This is a genomic window from Cytobacillus massiliigabonensis, from assembly GCF_900199725.1.
In the GTDB taxonomy this organism is placed as follows: Bacteria; Bacillota; Bacilli; order Bacillales; family Cytobacillaceae; genus Cytobacillus; species Cytobacillus massiliigabonensis.
The window spans coordinates 437,652-455,959 of record NZ_LT904904.1 but is presented as its reverse complement, the minus strand read 5'-3'; the positions used below and the strand labels follow the sequence as shown (position 1 = coordinate 455,959).

The following is an 18,308-nucleotide window of genomic DNA, read 5'->3' as shown; positions in this document are numbered from 1 at the left end:
TCAAATGATAAGCAAAAAACCCGCCATTGGCGGGTTTTCTTATGCATCTGCAGATTCTTTTGTATCTTGTTTTGTATCATCTTCCGTTTGGTCTTTTTCACCTGAATCTTTTTCTTCATCACCAGTATTTTCACCTGATGATGGATCCTCTTCAAGTGATTTTCCATCTTCTGATGATTGATCTTCCTCAAGTGACTTTCCATCTTCAGCGGACTGCTCATCTGAAGCTTTGTCCTCTGCTGCCTTTTCTTCATCAGCTGCTTTTGCATTGTCTGATGTAGTGTCCTCTTGCAGAGAGCTTAACGGCTTTTGGAAGTAATTATGTGGATTTACTGGTACACCATCTTTGCGAATTTCAAAGTGTACATGTACACCCGCTTCTTCATCAAACATGCTTTCTCCGGCTTTTGCAAGGACTTGTCCTTGTTTAACTGGATCGCCAACCTCAACATTCATCTCTGTAACAGACTGATATTGTGTTACAATTCCATTGTCATGTTCAATTTCAATGACATTTCCCAATAGTACATCTTCAGCTACTTTTGTTACGGTACCGCTTAGCGCTGCAATCACATCAAATGTTTCGCCGCTCTCAATGCCAATATCTACTCCAGTATTTTGATGGTAACTGTTATTGTAGAATACAAGAGCTGCTTCTTGTTCTTCTGCTTTGCCATTCATATCATAGAAATGTCTTTGAATGACTGGCGAATCCTCCTCTTTCACAGGCATAATGAAGTTTTCCATTTGACGGTTTACTTCAACTGCTGGTTCATTGATATTTTTTCCTGGAACATCAGTCGCATTATAATCAAAGTCATCTTGATTCTTCGCGCTATTGCTGTTCTGATACCAAAGGACCGCACTTAGAATGATTGCTGCACTTGCAATGTAGATAGCTGGGAATGCCCAACGCTTCTTGAAAAAGCGCTTAAAGCTGGAATTTTGAGAAGATCGTTTCTTTTCTTCCTCTCTCATTATCATCACCTCAGCAATCATTCTGAACAGAATAGGAGAAATATATACACGTGGAGAAAAAAATTTTTTTAGATTATTTTTTAACAAGCGCGTGGAAATTATTCATTTAAATTAAATTATTTTTTAAAAGGAGTTTTTTAACATGCGGAAATGGATTTTCAGGGTTCTTCCATTCTTATATATGGGGGTCATTTGGACGCTTTCAAGTTTTCCTGCTAATGCAGTGGTAGAGCTTTCAGATTTGTCGCTAGACAGATTTATTAAGGAATCCATGCATTTGATTGAATTTGCCATCCTTTATTTATTATTTGTCTTTGCGATGCATACAACAAAGGTTCCATTTTCTAAAAAGATCAATTTTGCTTGTGCTGTCATTGCCTGCTTGTATGGGATCACGGATGAAATCCATCAATCCTTTGTACCTGCTCGGTCAGCTACATTGATTGATGTAGTCAAGGATGTAACTGGCGTAGCCATTTGCTCGTTTTTCATTGACCGCGCCGCCTTTCATAAACGCTTCTCTAAGATTGCAGCGTTCCTCCGTTTTCTGAATAAAGCTTAAAAAAGAGAGTTATCGCCTTATTTAGCGATAACTCTCTTTTAGTACAGAATCTATTATTTTTTAGCAAGCACCTTTGTTAAGATATTATCAGAAGCGGTTACTTCTACCCCTTTATAATAATGTGCAATGATGTCTTTATAGCTTTTTCCCTCTGCAGCCATGCCATTTGCGCCGTATTGGCTCATTCCAACCCCATGGCCATTTCCCTTTGTATTAATGATAATTTGGTCCCCTTTGCGCTCCCAGGTGAAGTCTGTAGACTTTAAACCAAGCTTATCTCTTATATCTTTCCCTTTTATCGTCTTTCCGTTGATTTCAACTGCTCCTACCCGTTTGCCAGCTGTTCTTTCTGTTACATTTCCGATCGTGCTGTCTTCTGGCAGCTTGACGCCGAGTTTTTGCTCAAATTCCGAGACTGTAAATACCTTTTGACCAGCAAATTTAGGTGACTCAAGATCCCAAGGGCTTTCTACACTTTTTAAATAAGGAAGCGGCATTAGCCATATCTCTTCTGGATTTTCCGTATAGCCATTGCTTGTTGAAAAGAAACTCGCATCGATCGGTGAACCATTATAGGTGATAATTTCTCCGCTCGTTTCGCTTACAGCTTCTCTAATTTTCTTTATCGCCCAATTATAGTCATCTTTAAAAACCCTTCTTAGCTCTGCATCATCCTTATATACTTGGTGCTGGATTGTATCCGTTACAAGCGCTCCATCCGGCAGCTCCGATTTATTTCCTTTCAGCATTTGATTGACAATATACGTTCTTGCAGCCAAAGCCTGTGCCTTTAATGCTTCTTTCTCAAAATCTCTCGGCATCTCAGATGCAACAACACCAACGATATATTCTTCAAGAGGAAGTGTTACTGTTTGCTTCTTCTGCATTTGGAAAACAGCTACCTCGACTACTGGACCAGAAGACGTGACCTTTGTTTCCGCTGGGCTTTCCTCCTTTTTCAGCTGCTCCCCAAGCTTTCCGGTTACCTGATCCTCTGTGAAAGGAAGCACGACCAAGGATGGAATCATAAGTGTGATGACAAACAATAATGCGCCTAGTACGATGAAAAGTTTGAATTTTGGTGTGTTCATGATTTAAGCCTCCATAGGAATGTAATCTTAAGACTCCCGATGAGTCTGTCTCCATTCATTCTTATGGGATTGGACAAGCGATTATGACAAAATTTTTGAAGGAGATATTGAAATTGGAGATAGAACGTTATGACTGATTTACGAGGGAATAAACGATATTTTTTGGGAAATATACGATAATCTAAGGGAAATACCACCGATAAGCCGTTTAAACAAAGTTTTCATTAAACGGAAAAAATCCGTTTAAATAGGGAAACATCCATATTCCCTAAATTTTTCCGTTTATAGTATCCAAACCTTTGGATTTTGCCTTATTTAAAGCAGCTAGCCGGAAATTCCCCGCCTATGATTTCTCATACATAAATAATATAAAAAACGCATTACTCAACCAGTCAGATGTCTGACAGGTGAATAACACGTTTTTTAGAAATTTATGCATTCATATCTGTAATATACGCTTCCTCTATAACAGATGTTTCTTCTTGCTCTGAAATACGTTCAATATCTGCACCTAATGCAGCAAGCTTCTGATGGAAGTTAACATAGCCTCTGTCTAAGTGCTTTAGTTCAGTCACACGAGTAACCCCGTCTGCTACTAATCCTGTTAGGATTAATGCAGCCGCTGCACGTAGATCTGTTGCTGCTACTTCCGCTCCTTGAAGATTAGATGGACCATTCATAATCACTGAACGTCCTTCAATTTTAATATCAGCATTCATGCGGCGGAATTCTTCCACATGCATGAAGCGATTTTCAAACACAGTTTCTGTAATCATACTTGTGCCGTTTGCATGAAGCAATAACGCCATCATTTGTGATTGCATATCTGTTGGAAATCCTGGATGAGGCATTGTTTTAATATCGACTGCTTTTAACTTATCCGGTCCTAGAACACGAATACCTTCCGCTTCTTCGATAAAAATAACGCCCATTTCTTCCATCTTTGCGATTAAAGAAGTCGAGTGCTCTGGAACTGCACCCTGTACAAGGACATTTCCGCCTGTAATCGCAGCGGCAACCATAAAGGTCCCAGCTTCGATGCGGTCAGGAATAATATTGTGATCTGCACCAAATAATACATCGACACCTTCAATACGAATCGTGCCTGTTCCAGCTCCTCTTACTTTAGCACCCATTTTATTAAGGAAGTTTGCAAGGTCAACAATTTCTGGTTCCTTTGCAACGTTTTCTAAAATAGTTGTTCCTTTTGCAAGGGTAGCAGCCATCATAATATTTTCAGTAGCTCCTACGCTTGGAAAATCAAGATATATTTTCGCTCCGTGCAGACGTCCACCAGCAGCTTCTGCTTCAATAAAGCCGTTGCCAACCTTAACAGTCGCACCCATTGCTTCAAAACCCTTTAAATGCTGATCAATCGGGCGAGAACCAATTGCACATCCGCCAGGCAGCGCTACTCGTGCACGGCCATTACGCGCTAATAATGAACCCATAACTAATACGGAAGCACGCATTTTGCGTACATATTCAAAAGGTGCTTCAACACTTAACTCTCGTGATGCATTTACAGTAACAGTGTTATCTTTAAATGTCACTTCTGCATTTAAGTAGCGTAATACCTCATTGATCGTATATACATCGGAGAGAGTAGGTACATCACGAATTACGCTATTTCCATCACTTGCTAATAGTGTTGCGGCGATAACCGGTAAGACAGCATTCTTTGCTCCTTCTACTTTGACAGTACCGCTTAGCCTATTGCCGCCGCGGACGATGATTTTTTCCAAAGTGTATTCCCCTCCGCGTCCATTTTCTCTATATTAATATTCAATCGTTATAATAGGTGTGCCAACTACAATGGTAGTCTTTCCGCCCATTCCTTGATTTCGTATTCCTAGTTGTAGATTTATTTCTTTTTCTCCAGCTTCAACAGATTCTGAAAACATTGTCGAATAAGCTGAGCTAGAAATAAAGGCATCTTCCTCTAATGCCTCGACTTCTTTTGCTTTAAAAACAGCTAATAAGTGCTTTATTTCTAATGGCAAAGTCTTATCTATTTTATCATTGAATTCGCCTTTGATACAAGAGAAAGTTGTGGCATTTCCTCGAAATATGTCAGTTATTCTGTTGGTCATTCTTTTTGAAAAAGATTCCTCTGCCTTCTGATCCCAACCTTGTCCTTTCACCTCATAAATCACATACGTTTGAAAGTGGCCTTTTATGGGGGTAGATAGAATTTTTATTGTTTCTGTTTCACTTCCATGTTCAAAAATGGCAACAGCTTCAAAATGACCTTCTTTTGATTGTTCCGACCAATCCCAGTCAGGAAATTGCTGTTTTAGCTCTTCCGTATAATCTTTAATTTCCTTCACCTTATCGAGCATTTCCATTTTTTCTCTTGCATGTAAAGACCATTCATTGATTAAAATATTCTCGTCCTGTAAAACGGACGCTATTTTCAATAAGTCAGGCTCCCCAACTGCTACTGTCGTTTTATTCCCAAGATTTACTAACATAAAACCAATTAGAACGACTATTACTAAAATTTTATTTGTTTTTTTCAATTGTAACTCCTCCCCTTACTACCATTGTTGCCAAGGAGAAGAGGAGCATACGCAGGAAAAGTCGTCACTTTTTGACAAAAGCGATTAAGGGCATCTCGGAAGTAAATTTGCCATTTCACACCAGTCAAACACTCGTTATAAAACTGGTTTCGTTATTATATTCATCATTGAATAAATTGGGATTACTTCTTGATTATTCATCATGAAAAATTAAGCATAACAAATAGAATTGTACTTAATAACGATCTAAAAGAAAACATGTACGAAGACCTATATTTATGGGGCATAAGAGGAAATCGGCAAGTGAGCCGATTTCTTAATTGCTCTCTTAAAATACGATTTGCATAATAAGCGGAAGCTGCTGGGACCAAAGGAGATAATCAAGGAAGAAATTACTAACAGATGATCCTATAACAATCGATAACAATATGTATAAAACTCTTGCCTGAAATACGTGATTTGGCTTTAATATTTGGTCAATGCGCAATGCCTGTAACGCCCACCATGCAAGGGCTATAAACGCCAAGTGGGATATAATGCTGATTAATGCCTGCTGTCCAAATCCAGAAATCATGAAAACACTCCTTTCAAAATGAATATACCCGGTGCATTCCCAACTTCCATATTAGCATATTTTCCACATTCAGCATTGTCCCAAGTATTAGGCGTATTTCATACTTGAATCGTTACATAAATCCGGGATATTTCATCCATCAACTATCGACATTCCTTTTATTAAGAGAGTACTTTATCTCAAACCGAGCTTTATTATTTGGCCTACCGTAATAAGAGACCAGAATATGTCCTCTTACATTTATTTTTGATGGTCCATCCCCTATTTCATTTCCGCCTCTGTTCCATTTTAAATGACTGCCTGCAGAAGTTTTTCATTATTGAGAGGAATTTGACATATGTTTTTAAAAGTGATAACTTTATACATACCACTGGTATGTATAAAGGAGGCAACATGGCTCGTAATAAATATCCTGAAAAAACCATTGAACAAATCCTATCCATTTCCTATCGATTATTCTTAGAAAAGGGATATGAACAAACAACCATTCAAGATATTATTAATGAATTAGGCATGAGTAAAGGCGCTATTTATCATCACTTCAAATCAAAGGAAGAAATCTTACACGCTATTGGCGATAAGGGTTTCTATTATCGAAGCCCAATTGAGAAGTTCAAGAATATTGACCATTTAAATGGACTTCAAAAGCTAAAAAAGATTATCTGCACTGAATTTGAGAATCTTGAAAAACAACAATTTGATAAAATGGCCATATCTTTAACAGAAAACCCCAAATTCGTAAGTATCTTATTGAATGGCACACTAAAACATGGTGTACCGATCTTCCAGCAGCTAATCGAAGAAGGGAAAAAAGATGGCTCTATTTCTATTGAGGATAGCAAAAGTGCGAGTGAAGTTATTTTGCTTTTAAATAATATTTGGCTAAGTCCAATGATTGGTCAAGTAAGTGAAGAAGATTTAGAACGTAAAATTTTGTATTTAAAAAATCTTACTGAACTTATGGGTATTCCATTTATGGATGAAGAAGTTCTAGCTGCAATGAATAGCTATTTGAAGAATATTTTTAAATAATGAGCTGCCTGTCAAAAGGCAGTATATTATTTAACATATACATACCGCTGGTTGGTTTGTAAAATATATAGATTAAGAGGAGGAATTTAAATGAAGGTACGTACGTTATTTCAAAAGGATTTCACACTATTGATAGTTGGCCAGATTATTTCTTTATTCGGAAATTCTATTCTGCGTTTTTCACTTTCCCTGTATATTTTGGATGAGACAGGTTCTGCTGCAGCTTTTGGGGGGATGCTTGCTGTATCAATGATTCCTACAATTTTATTATCGCCATTTGGCGGTGTTCTAGCAGATCGGGTGAACCGCAAAAAGATTATGATTTGTTTAGATCTTCTCACATCACTAGTGTGTTTCTTGTTTCTTACACAATTGGGGACCAGCCAGATTGTCTTCTTAGTGGGAAGTGTAATGATTGTTCTCTCCATTATTCAGTCAATGTATCAACCAGCTGTTCAATCTAGTATTCCGTTATTAGTAGATAATAGGCATTTGCTGCAAGCAAATGGAATAGTTGTCCAAGTGAATGCACTTGCTAATTTCTCAGGACCGATATTAGGTGGAATATTGTATGGATTTATGGATTTAAAGGTAATTATTATAGTAAGCGCAATAGCATTCTTTATTTCAGCACTTTTAGAAGTATTTATGCGTATACCTTTTATTAAACTCGAATCGAATGGAAGAGTAATGAATACTGTAATTATGGATTTAAAGCAGGCTTTAACATTTATATGTAAAAGGAATCCAGTATTATTTAAGGTTTTAATAGCAGTTGCTTCAATTAATTTATTTTTCTCATCTATGATTATAGTTGGCTTGCCCTATATGATTAAAATTCAGCTTGGTCTGAGTTCGCAGCTATACGGCATTGCTGAAAGCTTCTTGGCGATCGGTTCCATTGGAGCAGGTCTATCAATTGGCTTTATAGGCAAAAAATACAGCATCCATCATTCATATGTTTTCATCCTGTTAGGAGGAGTAATGTTACTACCCATAGCGTTTGTATCAGGTTTACAAATAGAGCCGATCATTGCTTATTGTGTCATTTGTATAAGTACTTTTTTATGTGTGGCTTCAGTAGGCATATTCACCATTTTTGCTCAAACATTTATCCAAACAGAGACACCCCATGAAATGCTAGGAAAAGTAAGTGCGGTTGTTGCAACAATTGTGATGTGTTCTTATCCCATCGGCCAGTCCTTATATGGTATGTTATTTGATCGATTTTCAGATCAAGTATTTGCCATTGTATTAATTGCAATCTTTATCGAGATCCTCCTAGGTATTATGACAAAACGCTATCTAACTAAGCTAGAGGTGAAGCCTTTAACTGCAGTAAACGAATAAGAATTCTTTTGCTGGAGCTGAATAAAAGTGAGAAGAGGGTGAAATCTATTCGATTTCACCCTCCTCCTCTATTTCAAACCCCTTATATAACCCTTTGTTCAGATTCAGGAAATTACTTTGCTAGCTTATTCTACTGAAAAAAATCGCTGAACTGATTGAAATTCCCTTGTAAGAAATCAAGTGCGATGTTTGGCGCTACACCAAATAGAATGGTTGCGAACACACAGACACCAATGACAACACCCAGTCCTGCTGGAAGCTTGAATTTCACTTCCACGTTGGCTGCTGGTCTAAAGAACATCTGAACCATGACACCGAAGTAGTAGAAATACGAGACAACCGTTGTCGCAATCATAATCGATACAAGCACATAGTGTGCTGGTTCAACAACTAGGGCACCCATGAAAATGTTTAGTTTCCCGATAAAGCCAGCCGTTCCAGGAATCCCTGCTAATGATAGGATAAATACAGCCATTGCAATCGCCAGGATTGGCGCTTTTCGATATAAGCCGGCAAATTCCGTAATATCCTCAGAGCCTGTTTTCTGTGTGATCAGCTGGATGATCGCGAATGCTCCCAGGTTCATGAACAAGTATGCCCCTAAGTAGAACCACAGCGTATCAAATAAGAAGGCAGACATGGAAGCTACGACGACAAGCAAGTAACCTGCTTGCGCAATACTAGAATAGGCAAACAGACGCTTAATGTTCTTCTGCCTTAATGCAACTACGTTCCCAATGATCATCGTTGCTGCTGCAAGGAAGGCGATATAATCCTGAACCTTGATAAGCAGCGGCATGGAGCCTGGCCCTTCAGTTGGAATGTTGTAGAAAATCACCATTAAAATCCGGACAATCAGTATAAATCCTGCCGTTTTCGACACAACACTCAAGAAAGCCGTAACAGGTGTTGGTGCTCCTTGATAAACATCTGGCGCCCACATATGAAAAGGTGCCGTTGCCACTTTAAATGAAAGACCAACGAAAATCATAAAGAACGCAAGCCCTAAAAGGTAAATATGCTGTGAGTCCGATAATGTGACCACATGACGAGCCATATCCAGCAAATTTGTCGTTCCAGTTAGGCCGTACACATAACTCATTCCAAAGATTGTTATGGATGTGGAGATTCCGCCATTCACGACATATTTCATCGCAGACTCATTCGAGCCGCTGTTTTTCTTTCTAATGCCTGCAAGAATATAAGAAGAAATCGATAGAAGCTCAAGCCCGATAAATAATGTAATTAAATCACCGCTTGAGGACATCATCATCGCACCAAGCAAGGCAGCTAAGAATAAGTAATAGAATTCTCCTCTATATTCGTTTAACCCTTCCTTTGGCTCATAGCTGATCGCAATCAGGAAGACAAGCGCTGCTCCTATTAATAACAGCAGCTTGAACGCGATCGCAAAGGAGTCCAAACGGAATGTATCATAGAGAATCGACTCAGGACCGTTGCCCATTAAGGTAAGCAATGAAACAAGCGCTCCTAAAATGCCTGCTAAGCCCAGCCAGCCAAGCAGCTTCCGATTCACACTCTTTGCCATAAATAAATCCAATAATGAAAGTAAAGTGATTACACCGAGGATGATGAACTCAGGTGTCATGATGCTCCATTTAAATGATAGTAATGTTTCGAGATCCATCCTTCATCACCCTCCAATCCCAAGCATGATAGTTTCAAGTGCAGATGTGAGCGGTTCAGTTAACACACTTGGATATACGCCAATTAAGACAATCATCCCTATTAGAACTAAAGCAGGAACCCATTCGGCTTTCCTGAGATCTGTAATTCCGGCAAACTCCCGGTTAGCTTTGCCATAAGTAATTCCGAGAACCGCACGCAAAAGGTAGACAGCAGTTAGGATGATACCGAGTGCACCAACTGCAGCTAATACTGGCATTTCCTTAAACAATCCAAGGAAAGCCATGAATTCACTTACAAATCCTGACATACCAGGCATTCCTAACGAAGCCATTGCTCCCGCAAGCAGGAAGCCAGCCGTAATCGGCATTCCCTTCGCCAATCCGCCGATATTTGGAATATTTGATGTTTGCAGACGCTCGTAGAATACACCGACAAGGAAGAATAACAGTGCAGCAATTAGTCCATGTGAAACTACTTGGAAAATCGCCCCTTGAATTCCAGCCTCATTTAAAGCGCCCAAACCAATTAGGACAATCCCCATATGAGAAATGGAAGAATAAGCAAGTACCATTTTGAAATCTGTTTGCACAAGTGCAAGGAATGCCCCGTAAAGCAGGTTCACTACTCCTAGAACCGCGATTAATACCGCTAGATCTTGGAATTGTTCAGGGAAGATGCCCATTCCGAACCGGATAATCCCGTATGCACCAATTTTCAAAAGAATCCCAGCGTGAAGCATCACGACAGATGGAGATGCCTGAACGTGAACACGCACCATCCAGCTATGCAGCGGGAAGATTGGCAGCTTTACCCCAAATGCAATCAGCATGGCAATGAGCAAGCCCATTTTTCCACCGGCTGACAAAACAAGATGATCGGTGTCTGCAGCAAGAATCGAAGTTAGCGCTTCAATATTCGATGTCCCAGTACGTGCAAACAGCACCATAATAACAATGAGCAGTACAGCAGAGCCTAACCCATTATAAATTAAGAAGCTAAATGCAGCTTTCTCTTTCTCAAAATAGCCCCATTTCCCAATAAGGAAGAACGTCGGAATAAGCGTAATTTCGAAAAAGATAAAGAATAGAATTAAGTTTTCAGCAGCAAATACGCCAAGCATTCCAATCTCTAGAAGAAGGAATAGCATAAAGTAGCCTTTCCATTCTTTTTTAATATACATGGAAGCAATCGCTGCAAGTGTAGACAGGATGGCTGTTAACACAAGCATGATTAGCGAAAATCCATCGACACCTAATTCATATTTAATAGAAAACAGGCCTCTTAGCAGGTTAGGATCACCGAATTGAATCCAGTTGACCGCTTCATCTAAACGCTCAAGCGAACTTCCTGATCGATATTGAAAATATGCCATCAAGGACAGCACGAGAGCGGGAAGAGTGGCTAGGAAACCAACCGTTTTAATGACAGATTCCTTTGCTTTCGGAACAAATAATAAAGCGAATATACCGAGTAAAGGGGAGAAAACTAAGATGGATAAATAAGCAAAGTTCATTTCAAATACCCCCCTGTTACAGCAAATACAACGACTAGGATCGCTAAGCCGATAAATGCGACCGTTCCATATTTTTGGATCTGCCCATTCTGGAATCTAGAGCCTATGTGACCAAGTCCCGAAACCGCTCCTGCAACACCCTTAACGATTCCCTCAACGATGAATGTTTCAATGAAACGGAGAACAAGACTAAGTCCTTTTGTTATTTTCAAAATCGTTAACTCGTAAAATTCATCTATATAATACTTATTGTATAAAAGATTATATAGTGACGAAGCACCGAGCCAGTCACGTGATAGCGAACGCTTGCTGTAAATGAGCCAAGCGAGGAAAATTCCTAATAAAGAGACAACCGTTGCAACAATCATGATCCATGATGGACCTTCAATATGCCCGTGCCCAAGAGCAGGATTTCCTTCTGTCAGCCAATCTCCAAGAAAAGTCCCAAACCAAGGTGTATTGACATACCCTGCTACTACAGCAAGAATGGCAAGTACAATCATCGGCACGGTCATCACACTTGGCGACTCCTTCACATGCTTCATTTCACTGCGTGATTCACCAGTAAATACCATAAAGAAGAGACGGAACATATAGAATGCTGTGAAGAAAGCAGCAATTACTGCCAGCCAGAATAACACCGTATTTCCATGTGCCCAAGCTGCAATTAAAATTTCATCCTTACTAAAGAAGCCTGAAAATAAAGGGACACCGCTGATCGCTAATGTTCCAATCAAAAATAATGGACCTGTTACACGAAGCTTTTTCCATAAACCGCCCATTTTTTCAATATCCTGCGTATGCACCGCATGGATCACACTGCCTGCCGCAAGGAAAAGCAATGCTTTAAAGAAAGCGTGAGTCATAAGGTGGAACACACCAGCAACATAGCCTGCAGATCCAAGTGCAAGCATCATGTAGCCTAGCTGGCTGACTGTTGAATAGGCAAGCACTCTTTTTATATCCTTCTGAACAAGCCCTATGCTTGCTGCGAAGATTGCAGTGAATGCCCCAATGATCGCAACCGTCATCAGCGCTGTCTCGCTTGCCGTAAAGAGCGGGAACAGGGATGCCACTAAATATACCCCTGCTGCAACCATCGTTGCGGCGTGGATTAAAGCAGAAACCGGCGTCGGACCTTCCATCGCATCCGGCAGCCATGTATGAAGCGGGAATTGACCTGATTTTCCAACAGCTCCTACAAAAATTAGAATGGCTGTTAATGTAATCATTGTTGAAGAAACTGCTCCAGCCTCGACAGCTGCAAAAATTTCATCATACTCGAAGCTTCCAACTTGCCAGAATAATAGAATCATTCCTATTAAAAGGCCAACGTCCCCAATACGCGTCATGATAAACGCCTTCTTGGCTGCCTTTTTGGCTTCTTCCTTATAAAAATAGAAACCAATTAGCAAGAAGGAACCTAATCCAACAAGCTCCCAGAAAATATACGTTTGCAGAAGGTTTGGCGAAAGCACTAAGCCTAGCATCGCAAATGTAAATAAGCCTAAGTAAGCATAATACACATGGAATCGTTCATCACCGTGCATATATCCCTTTGAATACGTATGTACAAGGAAACTGACAAGCGAGACGATTACAAGCATTAATGCATTTAATTGATTGACTTCAAAACCCGCTGTTAACTGAACATCCCCTATCGTCAGCCAAACCGACTCTGCCTTATGTGTGGGTGATGTAAATCTTTCGAACAGCACCAATAAGGAGTAGACGAACGATGCAAGCGAGAGCAGGATTCCTATGTATGCACTTGCTTCCTTCAGTCGTTTGCCAAAAAAGATAAGGAACAAAAACGATAAAAGCGGGAAAAGCGGTATGATCCATGCATTCTCCATCAATATCACAATCCCCTTTTTGAACACGTTTATAGTTTTGTATAGTCAATAGAGCCAACGTGTTAGATGACTAGAGGCGGGAGGTCAGACGCGAGATTCGCACAAAATCAGCAAGTGAGCCGATTTCTCCTTCTTTCACATGCATCTTTTCCCTTTTTCTAGAAACCTCTAGTGTTTCAATGTGTTCACTTCATCAATATTAACTGTATTCCGATTACGGTATAACGCAATTAATATAGCTACTCCGACAGCAACTTCTGCAGCCGCAACAGCCATTACGAAAAGTGCGAAGATTTGTCCTGATATGGATGGCATCACACCGAATTTACTGAACGCTACTAAGTTAATGTTCGCTGCATTGAGCATTAGTTCAATCGAAATAAGAACAATGATGATGTTTTTCTTTGTTAAAGCACCATATAAACCGATACAGAATAGAATTAAACCCAGCGCCAGGTAGGCTGAAAGTGGAACTGAACTCATTCCTTCTTCGCCTCCTTCTCCTGATCATTCTTTGACAGCACAATCGCTCCAATAAGCGCAGCCAGCAATAAGACAGATGTTAATTCAAATGGAATAATATATTTTGAATAAAGCGCAATCCCAATCTGTTCAGTGTTATTCTCATGTAATGTTGCTGCTGCTTCACCAAAGTCAAGATTGTAAATTCCAATGTAAAAGGCGAATGCAAACCCAAGAATCCCTAAGAAGAGAAGCAGCTTTCGCAGGCGTCCCGTCTTCGGCACATTCGTATCATCGTGGCGGGTTAACATGATTCCAAATAGCATAATGATGGTAATCGCCCCAGAATAGATGAGTATTTGAACGGCAGCAAGAAACTCAGCTGACAGCAGAACAAAGATCCCCGCTATACTGACAAAAGTAAAAACGAGCGCAAGGATCATGTGCACGACCTTGGTAAGGTTTAATAGGAGCACGCCGCCAATTACTGCAACTAAAGCGAGTGAAATAAACGCTAAAAATTCACCAGAAAACGTCATGCTTTATTCACCTTCCGTATATTCTCGTCATTTTCATCCAGCCATTCGAGATTTTTAAATAGCTCATCACGGCTATACTCAGCGAGTTCAAAGTTATTAGACATAATGATTGCCTCTGTCGGACAAACCTCTGTACACAGATCGCAAAGAATACAAATTTCAAAGTTAATATCATACGTATCAATAATTTTTCCCTTTTTGTTCGGATCAGGGTGTTTTTTCCCCGTCAGCTGGATGCAATCAGTCGGGCAAATATTCGCACATTGATTACAAACGATGCATTTTTCCGGATAAAACTTTTGAATCCCCCGAAATCGATCTGGCAATGGGAGTGGCTCATTCGGATACTCATAGGTTGGTTTTTCTTTCGTTAAATTTTTCAGGGTATACTTTAAGCCTTTTGCTAATCCAAATCCAAGCATGTTTTCACCCCTTGCGGTTAAAGTAGACTTTTTTAAGATAAGATAATAGTAGTAACTTTGGTGTTAGAGAATTGTCTAGCGCAAGCGTCCTATCGCCTATCAAACTTCAGATCCCCTCCATGCGATAAGTCAACATCGAATCGCTCTCACTCTTCGTGTTTCCTATATCTCTGTCGCGACCCTTCCAGTTTGTACGTCGATGACCAAGGCGCTTCCGCTTTTCTACTGTCTAGCTCCAGCGCCTATCGCCTATCAAACTTCAGGTCCCCTCTCTACGATAAGTCAACATCGAATCGCTCTCACTCTTCGTGTTTCCTTTATCTCAGTCGCGGCCATTCCAGTTTGTACGTCGATGACCAAGGCGCTTCCGCTTTTCTTATAACAGTTTTAAAATCTCCTTGATGATGGCTGTCAGGAAAATATTCGCTAACGCGATTGGCAAAAGAATTTTCCAGGCAAATTCCATTAATTTATCTGCCCGAATACGCGGGAATGTGCTTCGGAACCAGATTAATAAGAAAACAACAAACATGAACTTAAGCGCAAACCAGACAGCACCTGGAATAAAGTCTAGGAATGAGAATAGCGGCAGCCATCCTCCTAAGAATAAAACCGTTGTTAAGGATGCCATCGCAAACATATACACATATTCTGCAAGCATGAAAAATGCCCAGCGGAATCCAGAATATTCGACATGGAACCCTGCCACAAGTTCGTTTTCAGATTCAGGAAGGTCAAATGGAACACGGTTTAACTCAGCCACTGAAGCAATGAGAAAGACGATAAATGCAACAGGCTGAAGCAGGATATACCATACATTTTCCTGAGCTGCTACAATATCATTCAAATTTAAACTTCCAGTTAAAAGGATAACTCCCAGCACTGACATAACAAGCGGAATTTCATAGGAAATCATCTGTGCAGCTGCACGCATTCCCCCAAGGAGGGCATATTTATTGTTGGATGCCCATCCTCCGGTAACCATCCCGATTGTTGTTAATCCTGAAATGGCAATATAGTAAAGCAGTCCAATATTTAAATCTGCAAATTGCAATTTATCTGTAAATGGAATCGCTGCGATGACTATAAAGGATGGAGCAAATGCGATTACTGGCGCTAAAATAAACAGTGGTTTATCAGCAAGCTTTGGAATCGTATCTTCTTTTAGCAGAAGCTTTAAAACGTCTGCAACGGTTTGCAATAATCCCCAGCGCCCGCCGACTTGGTTTGGACCTTGGCGGAGCTGCATAAATCCCATAACCTTCCGCTCTGCCAGGATCGCATAGGTTACGAATCCTAAAATGACTAAAAGCAAAACGGTTGCAAGTAAAAAGAAAATCCCAAAGTTTAAGATCCCCGGCTGGGAATGCAATAACTCTTCAACCATTAGCCATCCACCTCCCCTAGGATGATGTCAACCGCTCCTAGAATGGAAATTAAGTTTGCAATTGTTTCTCCCTCTAACAGCTTAGGGAGAATTTGTAGATTATAGAATGATGGTCTTCGAAACTTCAGACGATACGGTTCTTTTTTTCCATCACTTGCAATATAACAGCCGATTTCTCCCCGAGGAGACTCAATTCGTACAAATGCCTCTCCCTTAGGCGCCTTAATAATCTTTGGCACCTTCGCTAAAATTTCACCTTCAGCAGGGAACTGTTCACATGCCTGTTCTAGTATTTTCAATGATTCCTCAATTTCATCAAGCCGGCAGTGGTATCGCGCCCATGCATCCCCTGTTTCACGGGTAACCACATTAAAATCAAAGCGATCATAGATGGAATAAGGCTCATTTTTACGCAGATCCCATTTTACTCCTGTGCAGCGAAGATTGGCTCCGCTAAGTGAATAATTAAGCGCATCTTCCTTCGTGTATGTACCAATTCCTTTTACACGGTTCATAAAGATTTCGTTCCCTGTTACGAGCGTATGATAGCCCTTTAATTGTTCACGCATATAAGGGACGAACTCTCTTACTTTATCAATCCAGCCTTCTGGCGCGTCCCATTTCACTCCTCCTACACGCATGTAGTTAAATGTTAGACGAGCACCTGACAGCTCATTAAGCATATTGATAATCATTTCCCTTTCACGGAAAGCGTAGAGAAGCGGGCTCGTTGCCCCAAGGTCAAGCAAGTATGTACCAAACCAGACAAGGTGGCTTGCTACCCGGCCAAGCTCCATGGCAATGACACGTAAATATTCCGCTCTCTCAGGAATTTTAATATCCATCATTGTTTCAACTGCATGACAAATGACATAGTTATTCGTCATAGCAGAGACGTAGTCCATCCGGTCAGTATAAGGAATAATTTGTGTATATTGAAGATTTTCTGCCAGCTTTTCTGTTCCGCGATGAAGGTAGCCGATGACTGGCTTTGCTTCTACAATGGTTTCTCCATCAATTTTTAAGACGAGACGAAAAACACCGTGCGTACTTGGATGCTGAGGTCCTACGTTCAAAAGCATTTCTTCTGTTCGCAACATTGGTTACACCTCCACATCATACGGTTCATAGTCTTTCCTAAGTGGATGGCCAACCCATTCTTCACCAAGCATAATGCGGTGCAAGTTCGGATGATTCGTAAACTTGATGCCAAGTAAATCATATGCCTCACACTCTGGCCAATTCGCGCCTGCCCAAAGCGGCTCCAATGAATCAATTGTTGGTCCATCACGGTCAATCTTCACTTTTAATGCAACGGATTGACTATTTTTATATGAATATAAGTGAACATACACTTCCATATGTGTTTCAAAATCCGTTCCATGCAGCTCTGATAAATAATCAAAACCTAATTGCTCGTTATATTTTAAAAACTCTGCAATTTTATAATAGCTTTCCGGCTTTGCAACAAGTGTTGGCACATCTTTTGAAAGATTATTAATATAGTAATCTTCTATATAATCCTTTCCAAGATGCTCCTCTATGACTCTAATATATTTATCAAGATATGGCTGATTTGGTGATGGCATTGCTTCTTCCGCTGGTTCAGACTTTGCACTTCCACTGCCTGCCTTTGCTTTGGCAGCGGCGGCAGCGGCAGCTTTTGCCTTTGCTGCGGCAATCGCTTTTGCTTTTTCATCGTCTCCTGCAGCGCCTCCAGCTTTTGCTGATGCAGCAGCTTTTGCCTTAGCAGCTGCGGCGGCTTTCGCCTTAGCGGCGGCAATCGCTTTTGCCTTTTCGTCATCTCCACCGGATTCGCCTGATTGCTTTGCCAGTGCAGCGGCTTTTGCTTTCGCTGCAGCAGCAGCCTTTGCTTTCGCAGCGGCAGCAGCTTTTGCCTTCGCATCGTCCCCAGACTCACTTGATTGTTGTGCTTGAGCAGCAGATTTTGCTTTCGCGGCTGCGGCAGCCTTCGCCTTCGCGGCAGCAGCGGCTTTTTGCTTAGCGATGTCAAGGTCTTCAGCTGGTGTTTCTTCCTTCTCTTCACCTTGTTCCTTCGCCTTCATTTTTGCTAGTGCGGCAGCCTTTGCTTTCGCGGCAGCAGCGGCCTTTTGCTTGGCGATGTCAAGGTCTTCAGCTGGTGTTTCTTCCTTCTCTTCACCTTGCTCCTTCGCCTTCATTTTTGCTAATGCGGCTGCCTTTGCTTTCGCAGCAGCAGCAGCTTTTTGCTTGGCTATGTCAAGGTTCTCAGCTGGCGCCTCTTCCTTTTCTTCACCTTGTTCCTTCGCCTTCATTTTTGCTAGTGCAGCAGCCTTCGCTTTCGCAGCAGCCTCTTTTTTGAGCTGTTCTAAATCTTTTTCACCGCTCATA

At 40.8% G+C, this 18,308-nt stretch carries 17 protein-coding genes; 3 read left to right on the top strand and 14 right to left on the bottom strand.

What is annotated here, in order from left to right:
• Window positions 1–39 precede the first annotated feature (39 nt).
• Window positions 40–978, bottom strand: coding sequence for a M23 family metallopeptidase (locus C1726_RS13505; protein WP_102273639.1), 939 nt, complete (start codon window positions 976–978; stop codon window positions 40–42).
• A gap of 142 nt (window positions 979–1,120) precedes the next feature.
• Here C1726_RS13505 and C1726_RS13500 point away from each other — a divergent pair, with 142 nt between their 5' ends.
• Window positions 1,121–1,540 (top strand): VanZ family protein, encoded by a 420-nt coding sequence (locus C1726_RS13500; RefSeq protein WP_102273638.1) that lies wholly within the window; start codon window positions 1,121–1,123, stop codon window positions 1,538–1,540.
• Between the two features lie 53 nt (window positions 1,541–1,593).
• Here the strand turns inward: C1726_RS13500 and spoIID are convergent, their stop codons facing one another.
• From spoIID to C1726_RS13480, 4 genes are all read right to left on the bottom strand, one after another.
• Window positions 1,594–2,631, bottom strand: a complete 1,038-nt coding sequence (gene spoIID / locus C1726_RS13495; RefSeq protein ID WP_102273637.1) for a stage II sporulation protein D — start codon at window positions 2,629–2,631, stop codon at window positions 1,594–1,596.
• 431 nt (window positions 2,632–3,062) lie between these two features.
• Entirely contained in the window at window positions 3,063–4,376 is a 1,314-nt protein-coding gene (murA, locus tag C1726_RS13490; RefSeq protein WP_102273636.1) for a UDP-N-acetylglucosamine 1-carboxyvinyltransferase, read from the bottom strand.
• Window positions 4,377–4,409: 33 nt separating this feature from the next.
• Window positions 4,410–5,153 carry a YwmB family TATA-box binding protein gene (locus C1726_RS13485; protein WP_235822776.1) on the bottom strand — a complete coding sequence of 248 codons (744 nt, stop codon included), beginning with the start codon at window positions 5,151–5,153 and terminating at the stop codon, window positions 4,410–4,412.
• Window positions 5,154–5,481: 328 nt separating this feature from the next.
• Window positions 5,482–5,727: a DUF1146 family protein gene (locus tag C1726_RS13480; protein WP_102273635.1), complete on the bottom strand. Its 246-nt coding sequence runs from the start codon at window positions 5,725–5,727 to the stop codon at window positions 5,482–5,484.
• 393 nt (window positions 5,728–6,120) lie between these two features.
• Here C1726_RS13480 and C1726_RS13475 point away from each other — a divergent pair, with 393 nt between their 5' ends.
• Together C1726_RS13475 and C1726_RS13470 are read left to right on the top strand one after the other, a co-directional pair.
• Window positions 6,121–6,759 (top strand): TetR/AcrR family transcriptional regulator, encoded by a 639-nt coding sequence (locus C1726_RS13475; protein WP_180968185.1) that lies wholly within the window; start codon window positions 6,121–6,123, stop codon window positions 6,757–6,759.
• 90 nt (window positions 6,760–6,849) lie between these two features.
• A complete protein-coding gene (locus tag C1726_RS13470; RefSeq protein WP_102273633.1) occupies window positions 6,850–8,109 on the top strand; it encodes an MFS transporter in 1,260 nt (419 codons plus the stop codon).
• A gap of 130 nt (window positions 8,110–8,239) precedes the next feature.
• Here the strand turns inward: C1726_RS13470 and nuoN are convergent, their stop codons facing one another.
• From nuoN to C1726_RS13425, 9 genes are all read right to left on the bottom strand, one after another.
• Window positions 8,240–9,757, bottom strand: coding sequence for an NADH-quinone oxidoreductase subunit NuoN (gene nuoN, locus C1726_RS13465; protein ID WP_102273632.1), 1,518 nt, complete (start codon window positions 9,755–9,757; stop codon window positions 8,240–8,242).
• A 6-nt stretch (window positions 9,758–9,763) separates the two neighbouring features.
• Window positions 9,764–11,272 (bottom strand): NADH-quinone oxidoreductase subunit M, encoded by a 1,509-nt coding sequence (locus tag C1726_RS13460; RefSeq protein WP_102273631.1) that lies wholly within the window; start codon window positions 11,270–11,272, stop codon window positions 9,764–9,766.
• Window positions 11,269–13,131, bottom strand: a complete 1,863-nt coding sequence (nuoL, locus tag C1726_RS13455) for an NADH-quinone oxidoreductase subunit L (RefSeq protein WP_102273630.1) — start codon at window positions 13,129–13,131, stop codon at window positions 11,269–11,271. The genes C1726_RS13460 and nuoL overlap by 4 nt, the downstream gene beginning before the upstream one ends.
• Before the next feature lie 165 nt (window positions 13,132–13,296).
• Complete coding sequence (nuoK, locus tag C1726_RS13450) at window positions 13,297–13,611, bottom strand: NADH-quinone oxidoreductase subunit NuoK (RefSeq protein WP_102273629.1); 315 nt, start codon at window positions 13,609–13,611, stop codon at window positions 13,297–13,299.
• Entirely contained in the window at window positions 13,608–14,129 is a 522-nt protein-coding gene (locus tag C1726_RS13445; protein WP_102273628.1) for an NADH-quinone oxidoreductase subunit J, read from the bottom strand. The genes nuoK and C1726_RS13445 overlap by 4 nt, the downstream gene beginning before the upstream one ends.
• Complete coding sequence (nuoI, locus tag C1726_RS13440; protein ID WP_053478559.1) at window positions 14,126–14,551, bottom strand: NADH-quinone oxidoreductase subunit NuoI; 426 nt, start codon at window positions 14,549–14,551, stop codon at window positions 14,126–14,128. The genes C1726_RS13445 and nuoI overlap by 4 nt, the downstream gene beginning before the upstream one ends.
• Window positions 14,552–14,927: 376 nt before the next feature.
• A complete protein-coding gene (nuoH, locus tag C1726_RS13435; protein WP_102273627.1) occupies window positions 14,928–15,938 on the bottom strand; it encodes an NADH-quinone oxidoreductase subunit NuoH in 1,011 nt (336 codons plus the stop codon).
• Complete coding sequence (locus tag C1726_RS13430) at window positions 15,938–17,038, bottom strand: NADH-quinone oxidoreductase subunit D (protein WP_102273626.1); 1,101 nt, start codon at window positions 17,036–17,038, stop codon at window positions 15,938–15,940. Before C1726_RS13430 ends, nuoH begins: the two co-directional genes overlap by 1 nt.
• A gap of 3 nt (window positions 17,039–17,041) precedes the next feature.
• Entirely contained in the window at window positions 17,042–18,307 is a 1,266-nt protein-coding gene (locus tag C1726_RS13425; RefSeq protein WP_102273625.1) for an NADH-quinone oxidoreductase subunit C, read from the bottom strand.
• Window position 18,308 lies beyond the last annotated feature (1 nt).

Bases quoted from the DNA above. Each gene is read 5' to 3' on its own strand.
- C1726_RS13430 (WP_102273626.1), bottom strand. From the start codon at position 17,038: ATGTTGCGAACAGAAGAAATGCTTTTGAACGTAGGACCTCAGCATCCA.
- nuoN (WP_102273632.1), bottom strand. From the start codon at position 9,757: ATGGATCTCGAAACATTACTATCATTTAAATGGAGCATCATGACACCT.
- C1726_RS13425 (WP_102273625.1), bottom strand. From the start codon at position 18,307: ATGAGCGGTGAAAAAGATTTAGAACAGCTCAAAAAAGAGGCTGCTGCG.
- C1726_RS13475 (WP_180968185.1), top strand. From the start codon at position 6,121: ATGGCTCGTAATAAATATCCTGAAAAAACCATTGAACAAATCCTATCC.
- C1726_RS13505 (WP_102273639.1), bottom strand. From the start codon at position 978: ATGAGAGAGGAAGAAAAGAAACGATCTTCTCAAAATTCCAGCTTTAAG.
- C1726_RS13470 (WP_102273633.1), top strand. From the start codon at position 6,850: ATGAAGGTACGTACGTTATTTCAAAAGGATTTCACACTATTGATAGTT.
- nuoK (WP_102273629.1), bottom strand. From the start codon at position 13,611: ATGAGTTCAGTTCCACTTTCAGCCTACCTGGCGCTGGGTTTAATTCTA.
- C1726_RS13480 (WP_102273635.1), bottom strand. From the start codon at position 5,727: ATGATTTCTGGATTTGGACAGCAGGCATTAATCAGCATTATATCCCAC.
- nuoI (WP_053478559.1), bottom strand. From the start codon at position 14,551: ATGCTTGGATTTGGATTAGCAAAAGGCTTAAAGTATACCCTGAAAAAT.
- C1726_RS13460 (WP_102273631.1), bottom strand. From the start codon at position 11,272: ATGAACTTTGCTTATTTATCCATCTTAGTTTTCTCCCCTTTACTCGGT.
- C1726_RS13500 (WP_102273638.1), top strand. From the start codon at position 1,121: ATGCGGAAATGGATTTTCAGGGTTCTTCCATTCTTATATATGGGGGTC.
- C1726_RS13445 (WP_102273628.1), bottom strand. From the start codon at position 14,129: ATGACGTTTTCTGGTGAATTTTTAGCGTTTATTTCACTCGCTTTAGTT.
- spoIID (WP_102273637.1), bottom strand. From the start codon at position 2,631: ATGAACACACCAAAATTCAAACTTTTCATCGTACTAGGCGCATTATTG.
- nuoH (WP_102273627.1), bottom strand. From the start codon at position 15,938: ATGGTTGAAGAGTTATTGCATTCCCAGCCGGGGATCTTAAACTTTGGG.